19 protein-coding genes are annotated in these 19,373 nt (G+C 69.3%); 7 read left to right on the plus strand and 12 right to left on the minus strand.

Annotated features, from left to right (window positions below):
- Positions 1-21 precede the first annotated feature (21 nt).
- Positions 22-609 carry a sigma-70 family RNA polymerase sigma factor gene (locus tag ACFWP5_RS14620; RefSeq protein ID WP_328680015.1) on the minus strand — a complete coding sequence of 196 codons (588 nt, stop codon included), beginning with the start codon at positions 607-609 and terminating at the stop codon, positions 22-24.
- A 266-nt stretch (positions 610-875) separates the two neighbouring features.
- A complete protein-coding gene (locus ACFWP5_RS14625) occupies positions 876-1,487 on the minus strand; it encodes a response regulator transcription factor (protein ID WP_003948568.1) in 612 nt (203 codons plus the stop codon).
- Positions 1,488-1,867: 380 nt separating this feature from the next.
- On the opposite strand from ACFWP5_RS14625, the gene ACFWP5_RS14630 reads away from it, so the two are divergent.
- Complete coding sequence (locus ACFWP5_RS14630) at positions 1,868-2,197, plus strand: WhiB family transcriptional regulator (protein ID WP_324789113.1); 330 nt, start codon at positions 1,868-1,870, stop codon at positions 2,195-2,197.
- 41 nt (positions 2,198-2,238) lie between these two features.
- Here the strand turns inward: ACFWP5_RS14630 and ACFWP5_RS14635 are convergent, their stop codons facing one another.
- Positions 2,239-3,156 (minus strand): LysR family transcriptional regulator, encoded by a 918-nt coding sequence (locus ACFWP5_RS14635; protein WP_384155053.1) that lies wholly within the window; start codon positions 3,154-3,156, stop codon positions 2,239-2,241.
- Positions 3,157-3,236: 80 nt separating this feature from the next.
- On the opposite strand from ACFWP5_RS14635, the gene ACFWP5_RS14640 reads away from it, so the two are divergent.
- Positions 3,237-3,905, plus strand: a complete 669-nt coding sequence (locus tag ACFWP5_RS14640) for an MOSC domain-containing protein (RefSeq protein ID WP_384155055.1) — start codon at positions 3,237-3,239, stop codon at positions 3,903-3,905.
- Between the two features lie 108 nt (positions 3,906-4,013).
- Positions 4,014-4,787, plus strand: a complete 774-nt coding sequence (locus ACFWP5_RS14645) for an SDR family NAD(P)-dependent oxidoreductase (RefSeq protein WP_384155057.1) — start codon at positions 4,014-4,016, stop codon at positions 4,785-4,787.
- 144 nt (positions 4,788-4,931) lie between these two features.
- Here ACFWP5_RS14645 and groL read toward each other — a convergent pair whose 3' ends face one another.
- The 4 genes from groL to ACFWP5_RS14665 all read right to left on the minus strand — a co-directional run bounded on the left by groL (position 4,932) and on the right by ACFWP5_RS14665 (position 8,880).
- Positions 4,932-6,557: a chaperonin GroEL gene (groL, locus tag ACFWP5_RS14650; RefSeq protein ID WP_384155059.1), complete on the minus strand. Its 1,626-nt coding sequence runs from the start codon at positions 6,555-6,557 to the stop codon at positions 4,932-4,934.
- Positions 6,558-6,687: 130 nt separating this feature from the next.
- Positions 6,688-6,996, minus strand: a complete 309-nt coding sequence (groES, locus tag ACFWP5_RS14655) for a co-chaperone GroES (protein WP_019066754.1) — start codon at positions 6,994-6,996, stop codon at positions 6,688-6,690.
- 220 nt (positions 6,997-7,216) lie between these two features.
- On the minus strand, positions 7,217-7,930 hold the full coding sequence (locus tag ACFWP5_RS14660) for a hypothetical protein (protein WP_384155061.1): 714 nt from the start codon (positions 7,928-7,930) through the stop codon (positions 7,217-7,219).
- Positions 7,927-8,880 (minus strand): polysaccharide deacetylase family protein, encoded by a 954-nt coding sequence (locus ACFWP5_RS14665; protein WP_384155063.1) that lies wholly within the window; start codon positions 8,878-8,880, stop codon positions 7,927-7,929. Before ACFWP5_RS14665 ends, ACFWP5_RS14660 begins: the two co-directional genes overlap by 4 nt.
- 101 nt (positions 8,881-8,981) lie before the next feature.
- On the opposite strand from ACFWP5_RS14665, the gene ACFWP5_RS14670 reads away from it, so the two are divergent.
- Entirely contained in the window at positions 8,982-10,163 is a 1,182-nt protein-coding gene (locus tag ACFWP5_RS14670; protein ID WP_384155065.1) for a methyltransferase domain-containing protein, read from the plus strand.
- A gap of 254 nt (positions 10,164-10,417) precedes the next feature.
- Here the strand turns inward: ACFWP5_RS14670 and ACFWP5_RS14675 are convergent, their stop codons facing one another.
- From ACFWP5_RS14675 to ACFWP5_RS14695, 5 genes are all read right to left on the minus strand, one after another.
- On the minus strand, positions 10,418-11,704 hold the full coding sequence (locus ACFWP5_RS14675; RefSeq protein ID WP_384155067.1) for an RNA polymerase sigma factor: 1,287 nt from the start codon (positions 11,702-11,704) through the stop codon (positions 10,418-10,420).
- Positions 11,705-11,784: 80 nt separating this feature from the next.
- Positions 11,785-12,141 (minus strand): YciI family protein, encoded by a 357-nt coding sequence (locus tag ACFWP5_RS14680; RefSeq protein WP_384155069.1) that lies wholly within the window; start codon positions 12,139-12,141, stop codon positions 11,785-11,787.
- A gap of 151 nt (positions 12,142-12,292) precedes the next feature.
- On the minus strand, positions 12,293-13,345 hold the full coding sequence (locus ACFWP5_RS14685) for an LCP family protein (protein WP_384155071.1): 1,053 nt from the start codon (positions 13,343-13,345) through the stop codon (positions 12,293-12,295).
- Positions 13,346-13,479: 134 nt separating this feature from the next.
- Positions 13,480-14,829, minus strand: coding sequence for an endo-1,4-beta-xylanase (locus tag ACFWP5_RS14690; protein WP_384155073.1), 1,350 nt, complete (start codon positions 14,827-14,829; stop codon positions 13,480-13,482).
- Between the two features lie 172 nt (positions 14,830-15,001).
- Entirely contained in the window at positions 15,002-16,057 is a 1,056-nt protein-coding gene (locus ACFWP5_RS14695; RefSeq protein WP_384155075.1) for a LacI family DNA-binding transcriptional regulator, read from the minus strand.
- Positions 16,058-16,165: 108 nt separating this feature from the next.
- On the opposite strand from ACFWP5_RS14695, the gene ACFWP5_RS14700 reads away from it, so the two are divergent.
- The 3 genes from ACFWP5_RS14700 (at position 16,166) to ACFWP5_RS14710 (ending at position 19,354) form a co-directional block, all read left to right on the plus strand.
- The gene (locus tag ACFWP5_RS14700) at positions 16,166-17,494 is read left to right on the plus strand and encodes an ABC transporter substrate-binding protein (RefSeq protein WP_384155077.1); all 1,329 of its coding nucleotides are present in this window, start codon (positions 16,166-16,168) and stop codon (positions 17,492-17,494) included.
- Between the two features lie 107 nt (positions 17,495-17,601).
- On the plus strand, positions 17,602-18,450 hold the full coding sequence (locus tag ACFWP5_RS14705) for a carbohydrate ABC transporter permease (RefSeq protein WP_384155079.1): 849 nt from the start codon (positions 17,602-17,604) through the stop codon (positions 18,448-18,450).
- Between the two features lie 4 nt (positions 18,451-18,454).
- Positions 18,455-19,354: a carbohydrate ABC transporter permease gene (locus ACFWP5_RS14710; RefSeq protein WP_384155081.1), complete on the plus strand. Its 900-nt coding sequence runs from the start codon at positions 18,455-18,457 to the stop codon at positions 19,352-19,354.
- The last annotated feature ends 19 nt before the right edge of the window (positions 19,355-19,373 follow it).

The raw sequence follows: 19,373 nt of genomic DNA on the forward strand, positions 1-19,373 counted from the left end.
GCCGCCCCCGAGAGCCCTGCCCTACTGCTCGGCCAGTGCCCGCAGTCGGCTCAGCGCCCGGTGCTGGGCGACCCGGACCGCGCCGGGTGACATTCCCAACATCTGACCGGTCTCCTCGGCGGTGAGGCCGACGGCGATGCGCAGCAGGAGCAGTTCGCGCTGGTTCTCCGGCAGGTTGGCCAGGAGTTTCTTGGCCCATTCGGCGTCGCTGCTGAGCAGGGCGCGCTCTTCGGGGCCAAGGGAGTCGTCCGGGCGCTCCGGCATCTCGTCGGAGGGGACCGCCGTGGAACCGGGGTGGCGCATCGCGGCCCGCTGGAGGTCGGCGACCTTGTGGGCGGCGATGGCGAAGACGAAGGCCTCGAAGGGACGGCCGGTGTCCTTGTAGCGCGGCAGTGCGAGGAGGACGGCGACGCAGACCTCCTGGGCGAGGTCCTCGACGAAGTGCCGTGCGTCGCCCGGGAGTCGGGACAGCCGGGTGCGGCAGTAGCGCAGGGCCAGTGGGTGGACGTGGGCGAGCAGATCGTGGGTGGCCTGCTCGTCTCCGTCGACCGCGCGAAGGACGAGTCCACCAATCGCCCCTGGGGCCCTGGCCGCCTCGTCGTCACGCATCGGTCCATGGTGCCTTGCGGCCGAAGGGTCCGTGGCACCGCGTCCGTTGTTGTGCACCGAAGCGTTATGAGCAGGTGCGCCGGAACTCATCTCCTGCGCCCTCCCCTCCCGCTCGACCGACTCGTCCCCGAGGAACTCCACATCTCAAGGATGCGGCATCCGCGGCGAAACGAGCAGCGGGCACCCGGCGGGCCCCTTCACCGTCCCCGCCCACCCGGAGGCGGGCGGGGATTCTCGTATCCCCGCTACGACCCACTGACCTGGTCCTAACGGACCAGACCCCACCGGAAACCGAGCGCCACGGCGTGTGCCCGGTCCGAGGCGCCGAGTTTCTTGAAGAGGCGCCGTGCGTGCGTTTTGACGGTGTCCTCGGAGAGGAACAGCTCACGGCCGATCTCCGCGTTGGAGCGGCCGTGACTCATTCCTTCGAGGACCTGGATCTCGCGCGCGGTGAGCGTCGGTGCGGCGCCCATCTCGGCGGACCGCAGCCGGCGCGGGGCCAGTCGCCAGGTCGGGTCGGCGAGGGCCTGGGTGACCGTGGCCCGCAGTTCGGCGCGCGAGGCGTCCTTGTGCAGATAGCCGCGGGCGCCGGCCGCGACCGCGAGGGCCACGCCGTCCAGGTCTTCGGCGACGGTGAGCATGATGATGCGTGCGCCCGGGTCGGCGGACAGCAGCCGCCGCACGGTCTCGACACCGCCGAGTCCGGGCATGCGTACGTCCATCAGGATGAGGTCCGAGCGGTCGGCACCCCAGCGGCGGAGGACTTCCTCGCCGTTGGCCGCCGTCGTCACGCGCTCGACACCGGGCACGGTCGCGACCGCGCGGCGGAGCGCCTCTCGGGCAAGCGGGGAGTCGTCACAGACGAGGACGGATGTCATGGCCGCCCTCCGCAACTGATGCGCGTCACCTTGAGCCTCCAGGCTGGTACGAAATCGTCACCTGTGCGGTCGACCGTCTCGGACGCTTGCCCGAGCACTTGTGTTTTCAACCGCCTCGCACTCTCAACGACGGTCACTCGAAAGAGTTACGGGGCCGTGTGCCATCTTCGGCACTCTACGTGAGGGTGCGGACACGGAGGAGGCGTGCGCGACCGACCCACAAGCTTTCATCACAACCGGTGCCCCATTCAGCCCTATTTCTTCCCTTTTGCTGGTGTCTGAGGCTAGATTCGCAATGAGTCATATTTTCATCTCCTTAGATCGTAGTTGTACGGTCGTGGACACCGTATCCGCCCATAACGGCTACAAGGGGTCACGCAATGGCAGATTTCTCCCGCCTTCCCGGACCGAACGCGGACCTGTGGGACTGGCAGCTCCTGGCTGCCTGCCGAGGGGTCGACAGCTCGCTCTTCTTTCATCCCGAGGGCGAGCGCGGTGCGGCACGAAGCGCTCGTGAGAACTCGGCCAAAGAGGTCTGCATGAGGTGCCCGGTCCGCGCACAGTGCGCGGCGCACGCGCTGGCGGTGCGCGAGCCGTACGGCGTCTGGGGCGGCCTGACCGAGGACGAGCGCGAAGAACTGATGGGGCGGGCCCGCAATCGGCTCGTGTCGGCCTCGGCGGCCGGCGGGGACTCCGTTTCGAACAACTGAAGGAACGTTTCTGCAAGGACGGGCACGCGCACGCGTGCCCCTTACTTTTCGCGCCCCGAGCGTCCCGCCGTGGCAGCGCGCTCCAACTGGCCGAGGGTCGCCGCCACAGCCGGCACCTGCGCCAGGTCGGGCAGGGTGAGCGCGACGATCTCCCGCCGCACCGCCGGCTCCAGCGCCACCGTCCGCGCACCCCTGGGCCGTACGGACTCGATGGCGAGCTGGGGCAGGACGGCGACGCCCAGCCCCGCACTCACCAGGCCGACGACCGCCGGATAGTCGTCGGTCGCGAAGTCGATGCGCGGGGTGAAGCCGGCGCTCTCGCACACCTCGACCAACTGGCCTCGGCAGCGCGGGCAGCCGGCGATCCAGGGGTCCCCGGCGAGTTCGCCGATGGCCACGGACTCCGCGCGCGCGAGGCGGTGTTTTTCCGGGACCAGGGCGACCAGGCGGTCGCTGAGCAGAGGGCGTACCACCAGGTCGGACCAGTCCTCGGCGCCCGTCGCGGCCTCGTAGCGGAAGGCGAGCGCCACGTCGCAGTCGCCCTCGCGGAGCAGTTCTACGGAGTTCGGCGGCTCGGCCTCCTCCAGAAAGACGCGGGTGCCGGGGTGGGCGGCGCGCAGGGCGGCCAGTGCGGTGGGGACGAGCGTCGAGCTGCCGCTGGGGAAGGAGACCAGGCGGACCCGGCCGGCGCGCAGGCCCGCGATCGCGGCGACCTCCTCCTCCGCCGCCGTCAGGCCGGCGAGGATGCCGGCGCCGTGCCGGACCAGAGCCTCGCCCGCCTGGGTCAGGCGCATCTCGCGGCCGGTGCGGATGAGGAGCGGGGTGCCTACCGAGGTCTCCAGGGCCTTCATCTGCTGGCTGACCGCGGGCTGGGTGCAGCCCAGTTCACGCCCGGCCGCCGAAAAGGAGCCGGTGGCGGCGACGGCGCGCAGCACACGGAGATGTCGGGCCTCGATCATGCGGCGAGCATAAGCGCTTCTTGGGTACGGCGACGAATAATGCGCCACGCCTTTGGGGCGCTCTCGTCTACCGTGCCGTCATGAAGCTTCTGTCGCTGAATCTGGGCCGGGCCACGGCCGTGCCGTACACGGAGCAGCCCGAGGGTGTGACGGGCATCGACAAGCGGCCGACCGACACGCCGGTGCGGGTGAGCGCGCCCGGGCCGAAGGGGGTCGCCGGGAGCGGGCTCGCCGGGGACGCGGTGTGTCATCGGCGGCACCACGGCGGCGACGACCAGGCGGTGTACGCGGTCGCGCGCGAGGATCTCGACGGCTGGGAGCGGGAGTTGGGGCGCCCGCTGGCCAGCGGCTCCTTCGGGGAGAACCTGACGACCCTGGGGCTCGACGTGTCCGGCGCGCGGATCGGCGAGCGCTGGCGGATCGGTTCCGAGGTGGTGCTGGAGGTCACCTGCGGGCGTATTCCGTGTCGCACTTTCCAGGACCATCTGGGCGAGCGGGGGTGGGTGAAGCGGTTCACCGTGAAGGGTGCGCCGGGGGCCTATCTGCGGGTCATAGAGCCCGGCGAGATCCGGGCGGGCGACGCGATCGAGATCGTGCACCGGCCCGACCACGACGTGACGGTGGCCCTGCAGTTCCGGGCGGTGACGACCGAGCGGGAGCTGCTGCCGCGGCTGCTTCCGGCGGGTGAGGCACTGCATCCGGAGGCGCTGGCGCAGGCCCGGAAATATGTCGCGGAGTACCCGGGCTGACCCGCCGTCACGGGCCGTTCGACACGTTGTTCGACACGTGTTCGTCACGGATCGGGAGGGCCTGTGCAGAGATCGGACCGGCTCGCTCCGGGTCACTAATCTTGCGCCATGACAACGGCATTGATTACGGGATCGACCGCGGGGATCGGTGCCGCGTTCGCGCGGCGGCTCGCGGCGGACGGACACAACCTCGTGCTGGTGGCGCGGAACACCGAGCGGCTCGGGGAGCAGGCGACCGAACTGCACGACCGGCACGGTATCGAGGCGGAGGTGCTGACCGCCGACCTGGCCACGGACGAGGGCATCGAGGCGGTGGCCGCCCGCGTCGCCGACCGCAAGAACCCCGTCGACCTGCTGGTCAACAACGCGGGCTTCGGCAACAAGGGCCGCTACCTCGACGTGTCGATGGCCGACGAGCTGAAGATGCTCAAGGTGCACTGCGAGGCGGTGCTGCGGCTGACCAGCGCGGCGGCCGAGGCGATGCGGGAGCGCGGGCGCGGCGGTGTGGTCAACGTGGCGTCGGTGGCGGCCTTCGTGCCGCGCGGGACGTACGGCGCGTCGAAGGCGTGGGTGGTGCAGTTCACGCAGGGCGCGGCCAAGGACCTGGCCGGCAGTGGCGTACGGCTGATGGCGCTGGCGCCCGGGTTCGTGCGGACCGAGTTCCACGAGCGGGCCGGGATGGGCACGGACAACATCCCGAACTGGATGTGGCTCGACGCGGACAAGCTGGTCGCGGCGGCGCTCGCGGATCTGGCGCGCGGCAAGACGCTGTCGATCCCGGACCCGCGCTACAAGGCGCTGATGGGTCTGGTGAAGATCACTCCGCAGGCGGTGCTGGGCGGGGTCACCTCGAAGACCGGGCGGAAGTACGGGCCGCAGTGACGGCAGCCGCCTCGATGACGGCGGCCCCGGTGACGAAGGTGACGGCAGCCGCCTCGGTGACGGAAGAGACGGCGACGCGAAGGCCCGGCGCCCCCTGAGGGATGCCGGGCCTTCGGTGTACTACGGGTGGTTCACCGACCTGCGTCAGTGGGAGTGCCCGTGGCCGTGACCACCGGCGGCCGGCTCCTCCTCTTCCTTCTTCTCGACGACCAGGGTCTCGGTCGTGAGGAGCAGGGAGGCGATGGAGGCGGCGTTCTCCAGGGCGGAGCGGGTGACCTTGACCGGGTCGATGACGCCGGCCTTGACCAGGTCGCCGTACTCGCCGGTCGCGGCGTTGAAGCCCTGGCCCTGCTCGAGCTCGGCGACCTTGGCGGTGATGACGTAGCCCTCCAGGCCGGCGTTCTCCGCGATCCAGCGCAGCGGCTCGACGACCGCGCGGCGCACGACCGCGACACCGGTGGCCTCGTCGCCGGTCTTGTCGAGGTTGCCCTCAAGGACCTTGGCGGCGTGCACCAGAGCGGAGCCACCACCGGAGACGATGCCCTCCTCGACCGCGGCGCGGGTCGCGGAGATGGCGTCCTCCAGACGGTGCTTCTTCTCCTTCAGCTCCACCTCGGTGGCGGCGCCGACCTTGATCACGCACACGCCGCCGGCCAGCTTCGCGAGGCGCTCCTGGAGCTTCTCGCGGTCCCAGTCGGAGTCGGTGTTCTCGATCTCGGCCTTGATCTGGTTGACGCGGCCCGCGACCTCGGAGGAGTCGCCGGCACCGTCGACGACGGTCGTGTCGTCCTTGGTGACCGTCACGCGGCGGGCGGAGCCGAGCACGTCCAGGCCGACCTGGTCGAGCTTGAGGCCGACCTCCTCGGCGATGACCTGAGCACCGGTGAGGGTGGCGAGGTCGCCGAGCATCGCCTTGCGGCGGTCGCCGAAGCCGGGGGCCTTGACCGCGACCGCGTTGAACGTGCCGCGGATCTTGTTCACGACCAGGGTCGACAGGGCCTCGCCCTCGACGTCCTCGGCGATGATCAGCAGCGGCTTGGAGGCGTTGGCCTGGATGACCTTCTCCAGCAGCGGCAGCATGTCCTGGATGGAGCTGATCTTGCCCTGGTGGATGAGGATGTACGGGTCCTCGAGGACCGCTTCCATCCGCTCCTGGTCCGTCACGAAGTACGGCGACAGGTAGCCCTTGTCGAAGGCCATGCCCTCGGTGAAGTCCAGCTCCAGACCGAAGGTGTTGGACTCCTCGACGGTGATGACACCGTCCTTGCCGACCTTGTCCATCGCCTCGGCGATGAGCTCGCCGACCTGGCTGTCCTGCGCGGACAGACCGGCCACGGCGGCGATGTCGGCCTTGTCGTCGATCGGCCGCGCGGTGGCGAGCAGCTCGTCGGAGATGGCCTTGACGGCGGCGTCGATGCCCTTCTTCAGGGCGGCCGGGGAGGCACCCGCGGCAACGTTGCGCAGGCCCTCGCGTACGAGCGCCTGGGCGAGCACGGTGGCGGTGGTGGTGCCGTCACCCGCGATGTCGTTGGTCTTGGTCGCCACCTCCTTCACCAGCTGGGCACCGAGGTTCTCGTACGGGTCGTCGAGCTCGACCTCGCGGGCGATGGTGACGCCGTCGTTGGTGATGGTGGGGGCGCCGAACTTCTTGTCGATGACGACGTTGCGGCCCTTGGGGCCGATCGTCACCTTGACCGTGTCGGCAAGCTTGTTGACGCCGCGCTCGAGGGCGCGACGGGCGTCCTCGTCGAACTTCAGGATCTTCGCCATGGGAGCGGTTCAGCCCTCTCGGAAAACGTGGGTGAAACGAACTACGCCCCTGACGCCCGGCTTCATAAGGTCGCGGGGGCCAGGGGCGCAGCTCAAAACAGAATGTGCTTCAGATGGTGCTTGAAGCGAATTACTTCTCGATGATCGCGAGCACGTCGCGGGCCGAGAGGACGAGGTATTCCTCGCCGCTGTACTTCACTTCGGTGCCGCCGTACTTGCTGTACAGCACGATGTCGCCGGTCTTGACGTCGAGCGGCAGGCGCTCGCCGTTCTCGAAGCGACCCGGGCCCACGGCCAGGACGACGCCCTCCTGGGGCTTCTCCTTGGCCGTGTCCGGGATGACCAGGCCAGAGGCCGTGGTCTGCTCGGCGTCGAGCGGCTGGACCACAATGCGGTCCTCAAGCGGCTTGATGGCAACCTTGGAGCTGGTGGTCGTCACGATCCGACCTCCCCCTTCGGAGATCTCACGGGGTTAACTGTCTGAGGTGGCGACCAGGTCGATCCGTCGTCGCGGGTGCCGGACCTGCCCGTCGCTATTGGCACTCTCCAGGGGGGAGTGCCAGGTCTGAGACTATGACTGCGATTAGCACTCGGTCAAGCGGAGTGCCAATGCCCGCGGCGCTGAACCAGAATTTTGAAGTCACCCCGAAGGCGTTGGGCTAGAGGTAGTCCTCCAAGCGGCCCACCGTCAGGCCCCGCCCCTGGATGCCGCGCAGCAGCCGTGCCGTGCTGTCGGCCGGGGTCGGACCGACGCGGACGATGTCGCCCGGGGCGAGGTGGTGGTCGCCGTGGGCATAGGTCAGCGGGCCGGTCGTCGTGGAGGCTCGCCACAGGACCAGGGCGGAGACTCCGCAGTCGGCGGCGGCCCGGAGGGTCGTCGTGTCGTACGTGCCGTAGGGGGGCCGGAGCAGACGGGACCTGGGGCGGGGCCGGTGGCCGCAGATCTCGGTGCGCTGGGCGGCGTAGGGCAGGCCGGTGAAGTGGCCGTGCTCCGGTGCCGTTCGGAACATGGTGACCGGGAGCCGTAGTTCGCGGACCATGTCGGCGAACCTGGGGTCGCGGCGCGCACCCGCGTCGTCGTAGGTCAGGAAGACGACCTTGTCGCGGGTGCGGACGTGGTCCACGACGGGTGGGAGGCCCGGACCCGCCGAGCGGGCGGCGGGACGGGGGGCCGGTTTCGGGGCGGGGGCCAGCGGGGCCGTCAAACCCCAGTGGCGGTACGGCTGTTCGTGGGACGGGCCGTGCGAGTGGACGCGTTGGGCGGCCTTCTTGCCGAGCCGTTCGATGGGGTCGACGGACTGGGCGCAACCGGTGAGGAGGGCGGCCGCCAGGGCGACGGCCACCGGTACCCGCAGACGGCCCGCCCGCCTCACAGGTAGTCCTCCAGGCGGGCCACCGCATAGCCCTCGGCCGTGACCTTGCCCAGGAAGCGGCGCATGTCGTCGACCATCGTGCCCTTCCAGTCCGCACGGCCCCGGAAGTGCGTCAGGACGATGTCGCCGGGGTGCAGGGACCGGTCGTCCTCGCGGTACTCCCAGTGGTCGACGTACACCTCCTCGTCCCAGATCGGGGCGTACTTGATGCCACAGGACTTCGCGGCGACGAGGGTGTCGTGGTTGTAGTTCCCGTACGGCGGCCGGAAGACCGTCGGGGCCTTGCCGAACTGCTTCTTCATGATGTCCTGCATGCCGCAGATCTCGCGCTTCTGCTCGGCGTAGGACAGCCCCGGCAGGTACGGGTGCGTGAGGGTGTGGTTGTTGACCGTGTGCCCCTGGGCCTGCATCTTCCGGAAGTAGCCGTAGTCGTCCTTCACCAGGTAGTTGCTGAGGAAGGCCGTGTACGGGAGCTTCAGGTCGCTCATCATCCGCAGGAACGCAGGGTCCTTGTTCTCGCCGTCGTCGATGGTGAGGAAGACGATCTTCTGTTTCGTGGGGATCGTCGTGAAGACCGGCGGGAGGTTCAGCTCCTCCTGGTCGTCCACCTCGAAGCCCTTGCGCGCGGTGATCTCCGGCTTGGGCGCCGGGGCCGGCGGCGCCGTGAGCGGCACCTTCGCCAGCCCCCAGCGCTTCGCGGCGGCGACCCGGGCGGCGTACGCGGCGCGCAACTTGGTCGCGTAGGAGTCCAGCGCGCGGGCCGGGGGCGCGTGCAGCGGCTGCGCGCCCTGCGCCGGGTGGACGGCCGCGCCCGAGCCGGGCTGGGTGCAGCCGGAGACGAGGGCGGCGAGGGCCAGGGCGGCGAGCGCGCCACGGGCGCCCGTCCTCCGACCCCGGATCCCCCGATTCCCGTACGCCCGATTGATGTCATTTTGTACGACTACTCGCATGGGGTCGGATCCTTTCAGGCCCCGGCCACGATCCCGTGCCGACACCTCCAAGACACCGCCACCGGAGGCACACCGTCCACCGACTGGCCCACAATGACCCGGTGAACGACCCCGTACTCGCCTTCGCCGCCCTGCTCACCCCCGAGGGCCGCGCCCTCCTCGACGAGGTCCGCGGCACCGACCCGGCCAAGGAACTCGCCGTCGCCACCCGCCTGCGCCGCGAACACCCCGCCGACCTCGTCTCGGCGGCCCTCGGCCAGACCCGGCTGCGGCAACGTGCGGCGGCGGCGAAATTCACGCCCGAGGACGCCGACCGGATGTTCTTCACCCCGAACGGCTTCGAACAGTCGACCCGGGCGAGCGTCGCCACGTACCGCGCCGGCCGGCTGCTGGACCTGGGCGTGACCTCCGTCGCCGACCTCTGCTGCGGAATCGGCGGCGACGCGATCGCGCTGGCGCGGGCGGGGGTGCGGGTACTGGCCGTGGACCGCGATCCGCTGACGGTCGCTGTCGCACGGGCCAACGCGGAGGCGCTGGGACTGACCGACCTGATCGAGGTACGGGAAGCGGATGTGACGGAGGTGGACACGTCCGCGTACGACGCCGTGTTCGTCGATCCCGCGCGGCGGGGCGGGCGGGGGCGCATCTTCGATCCCGAGGCGTACTCGCCGCCGTTGTCCTGGGCCGTCGGCGCCGCTACGACGGCCCCGCTCGCCGCGCTGAAGATCGCACCCGGGGTACCGCACGAGGCGATCCCGGCGGCGGCCGAGGCGGAGTGGATCTCGGACGGGGGTGACGTGAAGGAGGCTGTGCTGTGGTTCGGGACAGGAGTGCGGCCGGGGGCGGTGCGGGCAACTCTCCTGCCGGGTCCGCGAGTTCTGCACGGGCGCGGGCTGCCGGACCCTGAAGTCCGTCCCGTGGGGCGGTACTTGTACGAACCCGACGGCGCCGTCATCCGCGCCCATCTCGTCGCCGAGGTGGCGGAGGAGGTCGGGGGCGGACTCGTCGACGAGACCATCGCCTATGTGACAGCGGACGAGCTACGGCCGACTCCGTACGCCTCCGCCTATGAGATCACTGATCAACTCCCCTTCGGCGTCAAGAAGTTGAAGGCGCTGTTGCGGGAGCGGGAGGTGGGCGTACTCACCGTGAAGAAACGGGGGTCGGCCGTCGAACCGGAGGAGCTGCGGCGGAAGGTGAAGCCTCAGGGGCCCAACTCGGCGACGGTGTTCCTCACTCGGGTGGCGGGGGCGCCAACTATGTTGATCGGGCGGCCTGTCTGAACTCTCCGCCAGGGGAGGGGCTCGATGGTGTGGTCGGGGAGGACATGGACTCGGGCGCGAAGGCTTGCCGCATAGGCGAGGCCGTAGGCGTAGGAGATCATCCGTCCACTCCTGCTCCCTCAACCGCAGGTCCGCGTCGAACTGGAGCCGGATCTTCTCCCCCGAGTTCCCCGGCCATGTGACGCCCCGTCGAATTCCGGCACCAGGCACCTGTCCATGGACCCCCTTTGCGCTACGACCGCGCCATGACCGGGCTACGACGCCTCCGCCGCCCGGTGCAGCAGGAGTTGGCGTTCGCGTTCGTTGCGGGCCAGCGAAGCCGCTCGTACGAACTCAGCCTTCGCCTCCGTCGTACGGCCCAGGCGGAGGAGCAGGTCGCCGCGGACACTCGGGAGCAAGTGGTAGTCGCGCAGGGCGGGTTCGGTGGCGAGGGTGTCGACGATGGCCAGTGCCGGGGCCGGGCCCTCCGCCATCGAGACGGCCACCGCGCGGTTCAACTCGACCACTGGAGAAGGGGATCGGACGGCGAGGAGGCCGTACAGGGTCGCGATCGTCCGCCAGTCGGTCTCGTCGTAGGTGTACGCGTGGGCGTGGCAGGCGGCGATGGCGGCCTGGAGGGCGTAGGGGCCGGGGGCGCCGGTGGACGTGGTGTCCGCGCGGCCCAGGGCGGTGATGCCGCGGGCGATGAGCAGGCGGTTCCAGCGGCGGCGGTTCTGGTCCTTGAGGAGGACGGGGTCGCCGTTCGGGGCGGTGCGGGCGGCCGAGCGCGAGGCCTGGAACTCCAACAGGGAGGCCAGGGCGTGCACTTCGGGTTCCTTCGGCATCAGGCCGGCCAGGAGACGGGCCAGGCGGAGCGCGTCCTCGCAGAGGCTCGGGCGGAGCCAGTCGTCGCCCGCCGTCGCCGCGTAACCCTCGTTGAAGATGAGGTAGATGACGTCCAGGACGGAGCCGAGGCGGGCCTCGCGGTCGGGGCCGTAGGGGACCTCGAAGGCGACGTTCTTGGTGGCCAGGGTGCGTTTGGCGCGGACGATGCGCTGGGCGATCGTCGGCTCGGGGGCGAGGAAGGCGCGGGCGATCTCGGGGGTGGTCAGGCCACCGAGGAGGCGCAGGGTGAGGGCGGTGCGGGCCTCGGCGGAGAGGACCGGGTGGCAGGTGGTGAAGACCAGGCGCAGGAGGTCGTCGTCGATGTCGTCGGGGGCGGAGGGTTCCTCGGGCGGGGCCGTCGTCTCCAGGGTGCGGCCGATCTCCTGGAGCTTGCGGGCGTAGTTCTCCCGGCGCCGGATCAGGTCGACGGCGCGGTGCCTGGCGGTGGCCATGAGCCAGGCGCCCGGGTTGTCGGGCACACCGTCCCTCGGCCACTGCTCCAACGCGGCGACCAGCGCGTCCTGCGCGAGTTCCTCGGCGATACCGACGTCGCGGACTGTGCGTGCCACGGCGGCGATGATGCGGGGGGACTCGATGCGGAAGACGGTCTCGATGGTGCCGCGCGGGTCCGTGGCGCTGCCGTGCGGGTCGGGGGTGGGCTGCGATTCCGAGGTCACAGCCCACCATGCAACACCCCTGACGGCCTCAGACCAAGGAAGGCCGGGAGGCCAAGGAAGGTCGGCAGGCCGGGGAACCCTCAGCCCTCCGCGATCTCCCGCACCTCGCACGTCACGGTCCAGAACTCCTCGTGCACCTTCAGGAACCGCTTCGTCCACTCGATCGCCTCGGCCATGTCCTTGCACTGCATGAGCGCGTAGCCGCCGACGACCTCCTTGGACTCGGTGAAGGGGCCGTCGGTCACGGAGATCTTGCCGCCCTCCCAGTGCACGCGGGCGCCCTGCGCGGTCGGGGTGAGGCCCGCGGTGTCGAGCATCACGCCGGCCTTGGTGATCTCCTCGATCAGCTCGCCCATGCGCTGCATCAGCTCGGGGCTGGGGCCCTCGGAGGGGGCGGTCTTCTCGTCGATCTGTACGAGGGAGAGGTAGCGGGGCATGGTGACTCCTCGGGTGGGACTCGGGCCGGGTCCTTCCCGGCCTTTCAACCATGCGTCGAACGACGGGCGCCCGGATCGACACACTCGCCGGAATTCCCCGAAGATTCTTTTGCCCGCCTGTTTCCGCAGGTCAGCGCAGCGATCCCGTAGGTCAGCGCAGCGACTCCCACAGATCACTCGCCGCCGGCTCCTTCGCCACCACCCGGTTCGGATCGGACGGTGCCGTGACGTTCGGCATCGTCACCGTCGTCACCGCGTCCGCCGACAGGCCCTTCAGGCTCTGGCCGAGGCTGATGAGTTCGCTCAGGGAGTCGAGGCCGGTGTCGGTGGTGAGGCTGTCGGTGACCGCGTCGGTGACCTCGTAGAGCTTGGTGGGGTCGGTGAGGAGGTCGTGGGAGGCGATCTGGGTCAACAGGGCCTTCACCAGCATCTGTTGGAGGCCTATTCGGCCGAGGTCGCTGCCGTCGCCTATGCCGTGGCGGGTGCGGGCGAGGGCCAGGGCCTGCGTGCCGTTGAGGTGGTGGGTGCCCTTCTTGAGGTGCAGGTGGCTGTCGTCGTCGTTGATGTCCTGGGTCGTGGTGACCGTGACGCCGCCGAGCGCGTTGACCAGCTTCGCGAAGCCCGCGAAGTCGATCTCTATGTAGTGGTCCATGCGGACGTCCGTGATCGACTCGACCGTCTTGACCGCGCAGACCGGCCCGCCCACCGAGTACGCGGTGTTGAACATCGCGCTGTACGCCACCGACGTCGAACCCCCCGACGACAGCGGGCAGGACGGGCGCGTGACGAGGGTGTCGCGCGGGATGCTGACGATCGTGGCCTTCGTACGGCCCGCGTCGAGGTGGACGACCATCGCCGTGTCGGAGCGGGCGCCGGAGCTGCTGCCGCCGCCGAGTGCCTGGTTCTCCTTGCCGCTGCGCGAGTCCGAGCCGAGGACCAGGATGTTCAGGGAGCCGGTCGGCACGGGGGCGGCGGACGCGGACGCGGCGGCGGACGGTGTGGTCACCGCCTTCGCGGGGCGGTTGGCGCCGAGCGCGCTGTCGATGTCGACGCTCTTGATGTTGCTGTTGAGGTGCCAGTAGGCCCAGCCGGCCGTGGCGACGCCCAGGACGAGGGCGCCGGCCAGAGTGAGGCCGGCGATCTTCAGCACTCGTGATCGCCGGCCCACGCGTCTGTCCTCGTCAACGTTCTCTTTGTCCGTCACGGGGAGGAACGTAAGTCCGAATTATTAGGAGAAAGTTAGGGGAGGCGTCCTGAGACGGTTTTCTATGGAAAATTTCACGCTTCTCAGCCCCGCTTCACTCCCCCGCGCTCCCCTCGCCCCTCCCAGCGCCTCCCTCATCCCAGAGTCACCACCGGCACGGGGTTGCTTCCGCTCCAGGACGCGTTGAACCCGAACGTCACCGAACCCCCGTCCGGGACAGTCCCGTTGTAGGTCGCGTTCGCACAACTCACGGCCGTGCCCGACTGGGTGCAGGTCGCGTTCCAGGCCTGGGTGAGCTGCTGGCCGGCGCCGTACGTCCAACTCGCCTTCCAGGACGACAGCGAGGCCCCGGAACAGGCGATCGTCACCTGCCCCGTGAACCCGGCGTTCCACTGGCTCGTCACGCCGTACGCCGCCGAGCACGCCCCGTTCGTCGGCGGCGGGGTCGTGGTCGTGCCGCCGAGCGCCTCCGAGATGCCGTAGTACGCCGGTTTCGGCGCGTAGTTCTCGTCGTACGGCGTCGCCACCCCGTAGCCCGGGAAGGTGCTCGGCACCCACGAGTCGGAGTCGGTGAAGCCCCAGACGGTGACGTTCACGCAGCGTGTCACCGCTACGCAGGCGGCCATGACGCTCTTGAAGTCGGCCTTCTGCTGGGCGAGTTTCGTGCTGTCCGCCGGGAGTGCCATCCGTACGTCGAGTTCGGTGATCGCCACGTCCACGCCCAGGTCGGCGAAGCGCTGGATGTTCTGCTGGAGGGTGGCCGGGACCTGGCCGAGGATGAGGTGGGCCTGGAGGCCGACCCCGTCGATCGGGACGCCCGCCGCCTTCAGGGACTTGACCAGGTTGTAGAGGGCGGTGGACTTCGCGTTGACACCCTCGACGTTGTAGTCGTTGATGTACAGCTTGGCGGCCGGGTCGGCCGCGTGCGCCCAAGTCAGCGCCTGCGCCATGTAGTTGGCGCCGAGGCCGTTGTACCAGAGCGTCGAGCGGTAGGTGCCGTCCTCGTTGAAGGGCTCGTTCACCACGTCCCAGGCGGTGATCTCGCCCTTGTAGCGGCCGACTTCGGTACTGATGTGGTTCTGCAGCAGGCTGCTCAGCTGGGCCGACGTCCACGTGCCGTTCGTCAGCCAGCTCGGGTTCTGGCTGTGCCAGACCAGGGTGTGGCCGCGCACCTGCTGGTTGTGGGCCTGCGCGAAGGCGACGATCTGGTCCGCCTCCGACCAGTTGAAGCTGCCCTGGGTCGGCTCGACGGTCCCCCACTTCATGGCGTTGCCGGGGGTGAGCGAGCTGAACTGGGCGCCGGCGATGTCGCCGTACGTGCCGGTGAGTTTGGAGCCGGTGACCGCGGTGCCGATGACTTTGCCCTTCGCGGCGGCGAGGTCGCGCAGCGGGGTGTCGGCGGCGTGCGCGGCGGGTGCCGCGAAGAGCATGACGGCGCCGGTGAACAGAGCCGCCAGGGACAAGCCGGTTCTCAGAGATCTCATGCGGGTGCCTCCGAAAGTTTCGGTTGTGCAACCGATTGGCTTCGGAGGAGTGTGGGGCGACTCACCCCACTCGTCAATACGTCATCTTCCGGCCACGCACGTCACCGCCGCGTCGCCTTCCGGCCGCGCACATCACGGAACCAGGGATGTCGGCGCCGCCGTACCGCGCACGTCACTTCCCCGAAGCCGGCGGTGCCGTACTGCTCCGCACCACGAGGCTCGTCGCCAGCTCCACCCGCCGTGCCGCCGAGGACTCCTGCTCGCGCCCGAGGTCGAGCACCAGCTTCGCCGCCGCCTCGGCCATCTCGGTCAGGGGCTGTCGTACGGTCGTCAGCGGCGGGCCCACCCAGCGCGCCACCGGCAGATCGTCGAAGCCGACCACGCTCAGGTCCTCCGGGATGCGCAGCCCGAGTTCACGCGCGGCCTCGTACAGACCGAGTGCCTGGAGGTCGTTGCCGGCGAAGACGGCGGTGGGCCGGTCCGGGCGGCGCAGCAGTTCGAGCCCGAGCCGGTAACCGGCCTCGTGGTGGAAGTCGCCGGTGGTGATCAGCGAGGGGTCGACCGGTACCCCGGCCGTCTCCAGCGCGGCCCGGTATCCGTCGACGCGGGCGCGGCTGCACATCATTCGGGACGGTCCGCTGATGGCGCCGATCCGGGTGTGGCCCAGCTCGACCAGGTGCCGGGTGGCGGCGAGCCCGCCCTGCCAGTTGGTGGCGCCGATGGAGGGCACGTCGGCGCCCGGGTCGCCGGCCGGGTCCATCACCACGAACGGGATGGAACGGCTGGTGAGCAGCGCCCGCTGGGACTCGTCGAGCCCGGAGAGGACGAGGATCACGCCGTGCGGGCGGCGGGCGGCGACCTGGTCGGCCCAGGTCCGGCCCGGTGTCAGCCGCCCCGCGCTCTCGCTGAGCACCACGCTCAGCCCGGAGTCGCGCGCCACGTTCTCCACGCCCCGGATGACCTCCATCGCCCAGGCGCTCTCCAGCTCGTGGAAGACCAGGTCGATCAGCGGGGAGCGGGTCGCCTCGGCGCGGCGGCGCCGGTAGCCGTAGACGCGCAGCAGGTCCTCGACGCGGGTGCGGGTCGCGGGGGCGACGTCGGCGCGGCCGTTGAGGACCTTCGAAACAGTCGGAGCCGACACTCCGGCCTCGCGGGCGATCTCGGCGAGCGTGGCGGTCTGGGTCGGCCGACCCGCTGTCTGGGTTTCGGCGGAATCCGGGGCTGTCATGGCGGCGATCGTATCCCTGCGCGACCTCTTGACGAACCCCCTCGCGCGTCTTAGGTTCCCGGAACATTCGTAGAACGGCTCGAAACATTCGCACGAGAGGTGCTGTCCATGGAGCCCAACACGTCCAACGGCGGGCGTACGTTCAGCAGGCGCTGGGTGCTCGGCGCCGGTGCCACCACCCTGCTCACCACCGGGCTCACGGCCTGCGGCTCCAGTGACAACACCGGCGGCAGCAGCACGGTCACCGCCTTCGTCTACGGCGACGACGCGACGAAGGTGCAGGTCAAGGCCGTCACCCGGTTCAACGCGTCGGCGGCGGCCAAGAAGGCCAAGGGCAAGATCAAGCTGGAGAAGGTGCCCGGCACGGACTACCCGGCCAAGCTGCGCACGGCGATGGGCTCCCCGAACGCGCCGGACGTCTTCTTCAACTGGGGCGGCGGCTCGATCAAGGCGTACCAGGAGGCGGACCAACTGGTCGACCTCACCGACACCATCAAGAGCGACCCGGTCCTCAAGGACGGCTTCCTGCCCTCGGTGCTCGCGGCGGGCGCGCTCAAGGGCAAGAACTACGGCATACCGATGCGCGGCATGCAGCCGGTGATCCTCTTCTACAACAAGTCGGTCTTCGCCGCGCACAAGCTCCAACCGCCCACCACCTGGGCCGGGTTGCTCGACCTCAACAAGAAGCTGAAGGCCGCGAACATCACCCCGTTCGCGCTCGGCGGCGCCGACATCTGGCCCGAGCTGATGTGGCTGGAGTACCTGGTCGACCGCATCGGCGGTCCCGGGGTCTTCGACAAGATCAAGAACGGCGACGCGTCCGGCTGGGGCGACCCGGCCGTCCTCAAGGCCGCCGAGACGGTCAAGCAGCTCATCGACGACGGCGCGTTCGGCAAGGGGTTCAGCTCTGTGTCGTACGTCAACGGTGGGGCGCCCGCGGTCTTCGCCAAGGGCAAGGCGGCGATGCATCTGATGGGCTCGTGGGAGTACTCGACGCAGCTCGGGAAGTTTCCCGACTTCGCCAAGAAGAACCTCGGGTGGTTCGCGTTTCCGAAGTACGAAGGTGGCGCCGGCGATATCCGTAACGTGGTCGGGAACCCCACCAACTACTGGTCCGTGAACGCCCGTACGGGTAACAAGGACGCGGCGATCGCGTTCCTCCGGGACTGTGCGTCGGAGGCGTACGCGAAGGATCTGGTGGCCAACGGGGACATTCCGACTACGTCGAACGCGGAGAAGTTGCTGAACTCCTCGCCCAACCCGGAGTTCGCCAAATTCCAGTACCAACTCGTGCAGCAGGCACCCGCGTTCACGTTGAGCTGGGATCAGGCGGTGGACCCGGATGTGTCTACGCCGATGCTGACCGAGATCAACAAGCTGTTCGTGGGGAAGAGTTCGCCGGCGCAGTTCGTGTCGGCGCTCAAGGGGTTGAAGTGAGCGAGCGCTCCGCGGGTGGGGTGGTTCGTCGGGTGCCGGTTCGTAGTGGCTGGTCGCGCAGTTCCCCGCGCCCCTTTCGGGGCGCTCCAGTTCAGCGGAAGTCATCAGTGAACCGGAATTCGCCTCACGTCGTGTGGGCTGTGCCCGGGGTTCTCTTCTTCGTCTTCTTCGCCGTCGCCCCCATGGTGCTGGCCGTGTACCTCTCCTTCACCAAGTGGAACGGGCTCGGTGATCCGAAACCGGTCGGCCTCGCCAACTGGCAGAAGTTGCTGCACGACGATCGACTCACCCAATCCCTCACCGTCACCGTCCTGTTGACAGTGACCAGCTGGGCGTTCCAGACGGTCGTGTCTCTCCTGCTCGGCGTTTGGGCGGCCGGGCGCCAGCGCAACCGGGCCGTCCTCTCCGCGATCTTCTTCGTGCCGTTCCTGCTCTCCTCGACCGCCATCGCATTGCTCTTCTACGCACTCCTCGACCCGAACTTCGGCGTCATCCACCAGGACACGCTGGGCTCGACGAGCGGGGCGTTCCTCGCGATCGTGTTCGTCGGGGGCTGGCAGTTCATCCCCTTCCACACGCTGATCTACCAGGGCGGGGCACGTCAGATCCCCGAAGTGCTCTACCAGGCGGCGGCAATTGACGGCGCCGGCCGCTACCGGCAGTTCTTCTCGATCACGTTGCCTCAACTCCGCAACACGGCGACGACCTCCAGCGTGCTGATGATCGTCGGCTCGCTCACCTACTTCGAGACCGTCCTGATCCTCACCCAGGGCGGCCCCGGCACGGACACGGCGATCCTGCCGTACCTGATGTACGAAGCCGGCTTCAAGAGCTACGACTTCGGCTACGCGAGCGCGATAGCGACCTTCCTGGTCGTCATCGCCACCGCGCTCTCCCTCGTTCTCGTCAGGCTCACCGGTTTCGGCGCCATGCGCAGTACCCGCGAAGGGATGTGACGGAGTGTCACACGACACGTTGCCGCGTCCGGCGCAGGCGGCGGAGGAGCCGGTGGAACCCCCGCGCATCCGCAGGCGCCGCCACTGGAGCAGGCGCCCCAACCCCGTAGCAGGCCTCGGCTCCCTCCTCTGGCTCGCGGTCGTCATCGTCCCGATCTACGCGATGATCTCGGCCTCACTCACCCGCCAGGACAAGGCCCTGGGCAACAACGCCCTGAAGCCGCCCACCGATCCGACCTTCGCCAACTACAACACCGTCCTGCACAACGGCTTCGGCCACTTCCTCGCCAACACGGCACTGGTGGCGGCGGCGGTCGTAGGAATCGTCCTGGTCCTGTGCGTCCCACTGGCCTACGTGGCCGTACGCACCCGCACGGTCTGGTCGAGCGCGGCCTTCCGCCTGTTCCTGCTCGGGGTGGCGATCCCGGCGCAAGCGGTAGTGGTCCCCCTCTACCTGATGATCGCCAAACTCGACCTGTACGACAGCCTGTTGGCGGTCATCCTCCCGACGGCGGCGTTCGCGATGCCGGTCTCCGTGCTGATCCTGACCGGCACGCTGCGGGACATCTCGGAGGACCTGTACGAGGCGATGGCGCTCGACGGCGCGTCGGCGACACGGATGCTGTTCCAGCTGGTCATCCCGATGACCAAGGGCGGTATCAGCACGGTCGTGGTCTACGCGGCGCTCCAGGCCTGGAACGGCTTCCTCTTCCCGCTGATCTTCACCCAGTCCGACGGACCGAGGGTCCTCACCCTCGGACTCTTCAACTACGTCAGCCAGTTCGGCGTGAACATCCCGGCCCTGCTCGCCTCGGTCGTCCTCTCCGGCATCCCGATCTTCGCCGTCTACCTGGTGGCCCGGCGCGCCCTGGTCGGCGGCCTGATGGGCGTGGGCGGCAAGTGAGCTGCTCCGTCAACTCACC

Origin of the sequence: Streptomyces sp. NPDC058469, from assembly GCF_042721125.1 — a bacterium.
In the GTDB taxonomy this organism is placed as follows: domain Bacteria; phylum Actinomycetota; class Actinomycetes; order Streptomycetales; family Streptomycetaceae; genus Streptomyces.

What these genes read in the sequence shown, in the direction of transcription:
- ACFWP5_RS14645 (WP_384155057.1), top strand. Translation starts at nt 4,014, where the DNA reads ATGACAACGGCATTGATTACGGGATCGACCGCGGGGATCGGTGCCGCG.
- ACFWP5_RS14620 (WP_328680015.1), bottom strand. Translation starts at nt 609, where the DNA reads ATGCGTGACGACGAGGCGGCCAGGGCCCCAGGGGCGATTGGTGGACTC.
- ACFWP5_RS14665 (WP_384155063.1), bottom strand. Translation starts at nt 8,880, where the DNA reads ATGCGAGTAGTCGTACAAAATGACATCAATCGGGCGTACGGGAATCGG.
- ACFWP5_RS14630 (WP_324789113.1), top strand. Translation starts at nt 1,868, where the DNA reads ATGGCAGATTTCTCCCGCCTTCCCGGACCGAACGCGGACCTGTGGGAC.
- ACFWP5_RS14700 (WP_384155077.1), top strand. Translation starts at nt 16,166, where the DNA reads ATGGAGCCCAACACGTCCAACGGCGGGCGTACGTTCAGCAGGCGCTGG.
- groL (WP_384155059.1), bottom strand. Translation starts at nt 6,557, where the DNA reads ATGGCGAAGATCCTGAAGTTCGACGAGGACGCCCGTCGCGCCCTCGAG.
- ACFWP5_RS14695 (WP_384155075.1), bottom strand. Translation starts at nt 16,057, where the DNA reads ATGACAGCCCCGGATTCCGCCGAAACCCAGACAGCGGGTCGGCCGACC.
- ACFWP5_RS14635 (WP_384155053.1), bottom strand. Translation starts at nt 3,156, where the DNA reads ATGATCGAGGCCCGACATCTCCGTGTGCTGCGCGCCGTCGCCGCCACC.
- ACFWP5_RS14680 (WP_384155069.1), bottom strand. Translation starts at nt 12,141, where the DNA reads ATGCCCCGCTACCTCTCCCTCGTACAGATCGACGAGAAGACCGCCCCC.
- ACFWP5_RS14690 (WP_384155073.1), bottom strand. Translation starts at nt 14,829, where the DNA reads ATGAGATCTCTGAGAACCGGCTTGTCCCTGGCGGCTCTGTTCACCGGC.
- ACFWP5_RS14625 (WP_003948568.1), bottom strand. Translation starts at nt 1,487, where the DNA reads ATGACATCCGTCCTCGTCTGTGACGACTCCCCGCTTGCCCGAGAGGCG.
- ACFWP5_RS14640 (WP_384155055.1), top strand. Translation starts at nt 3,237, where the DNA reads ATGAAGCTTCTGTCGCTGAATCTGGGCCGGGCCACGGCCGTGCCGTAC.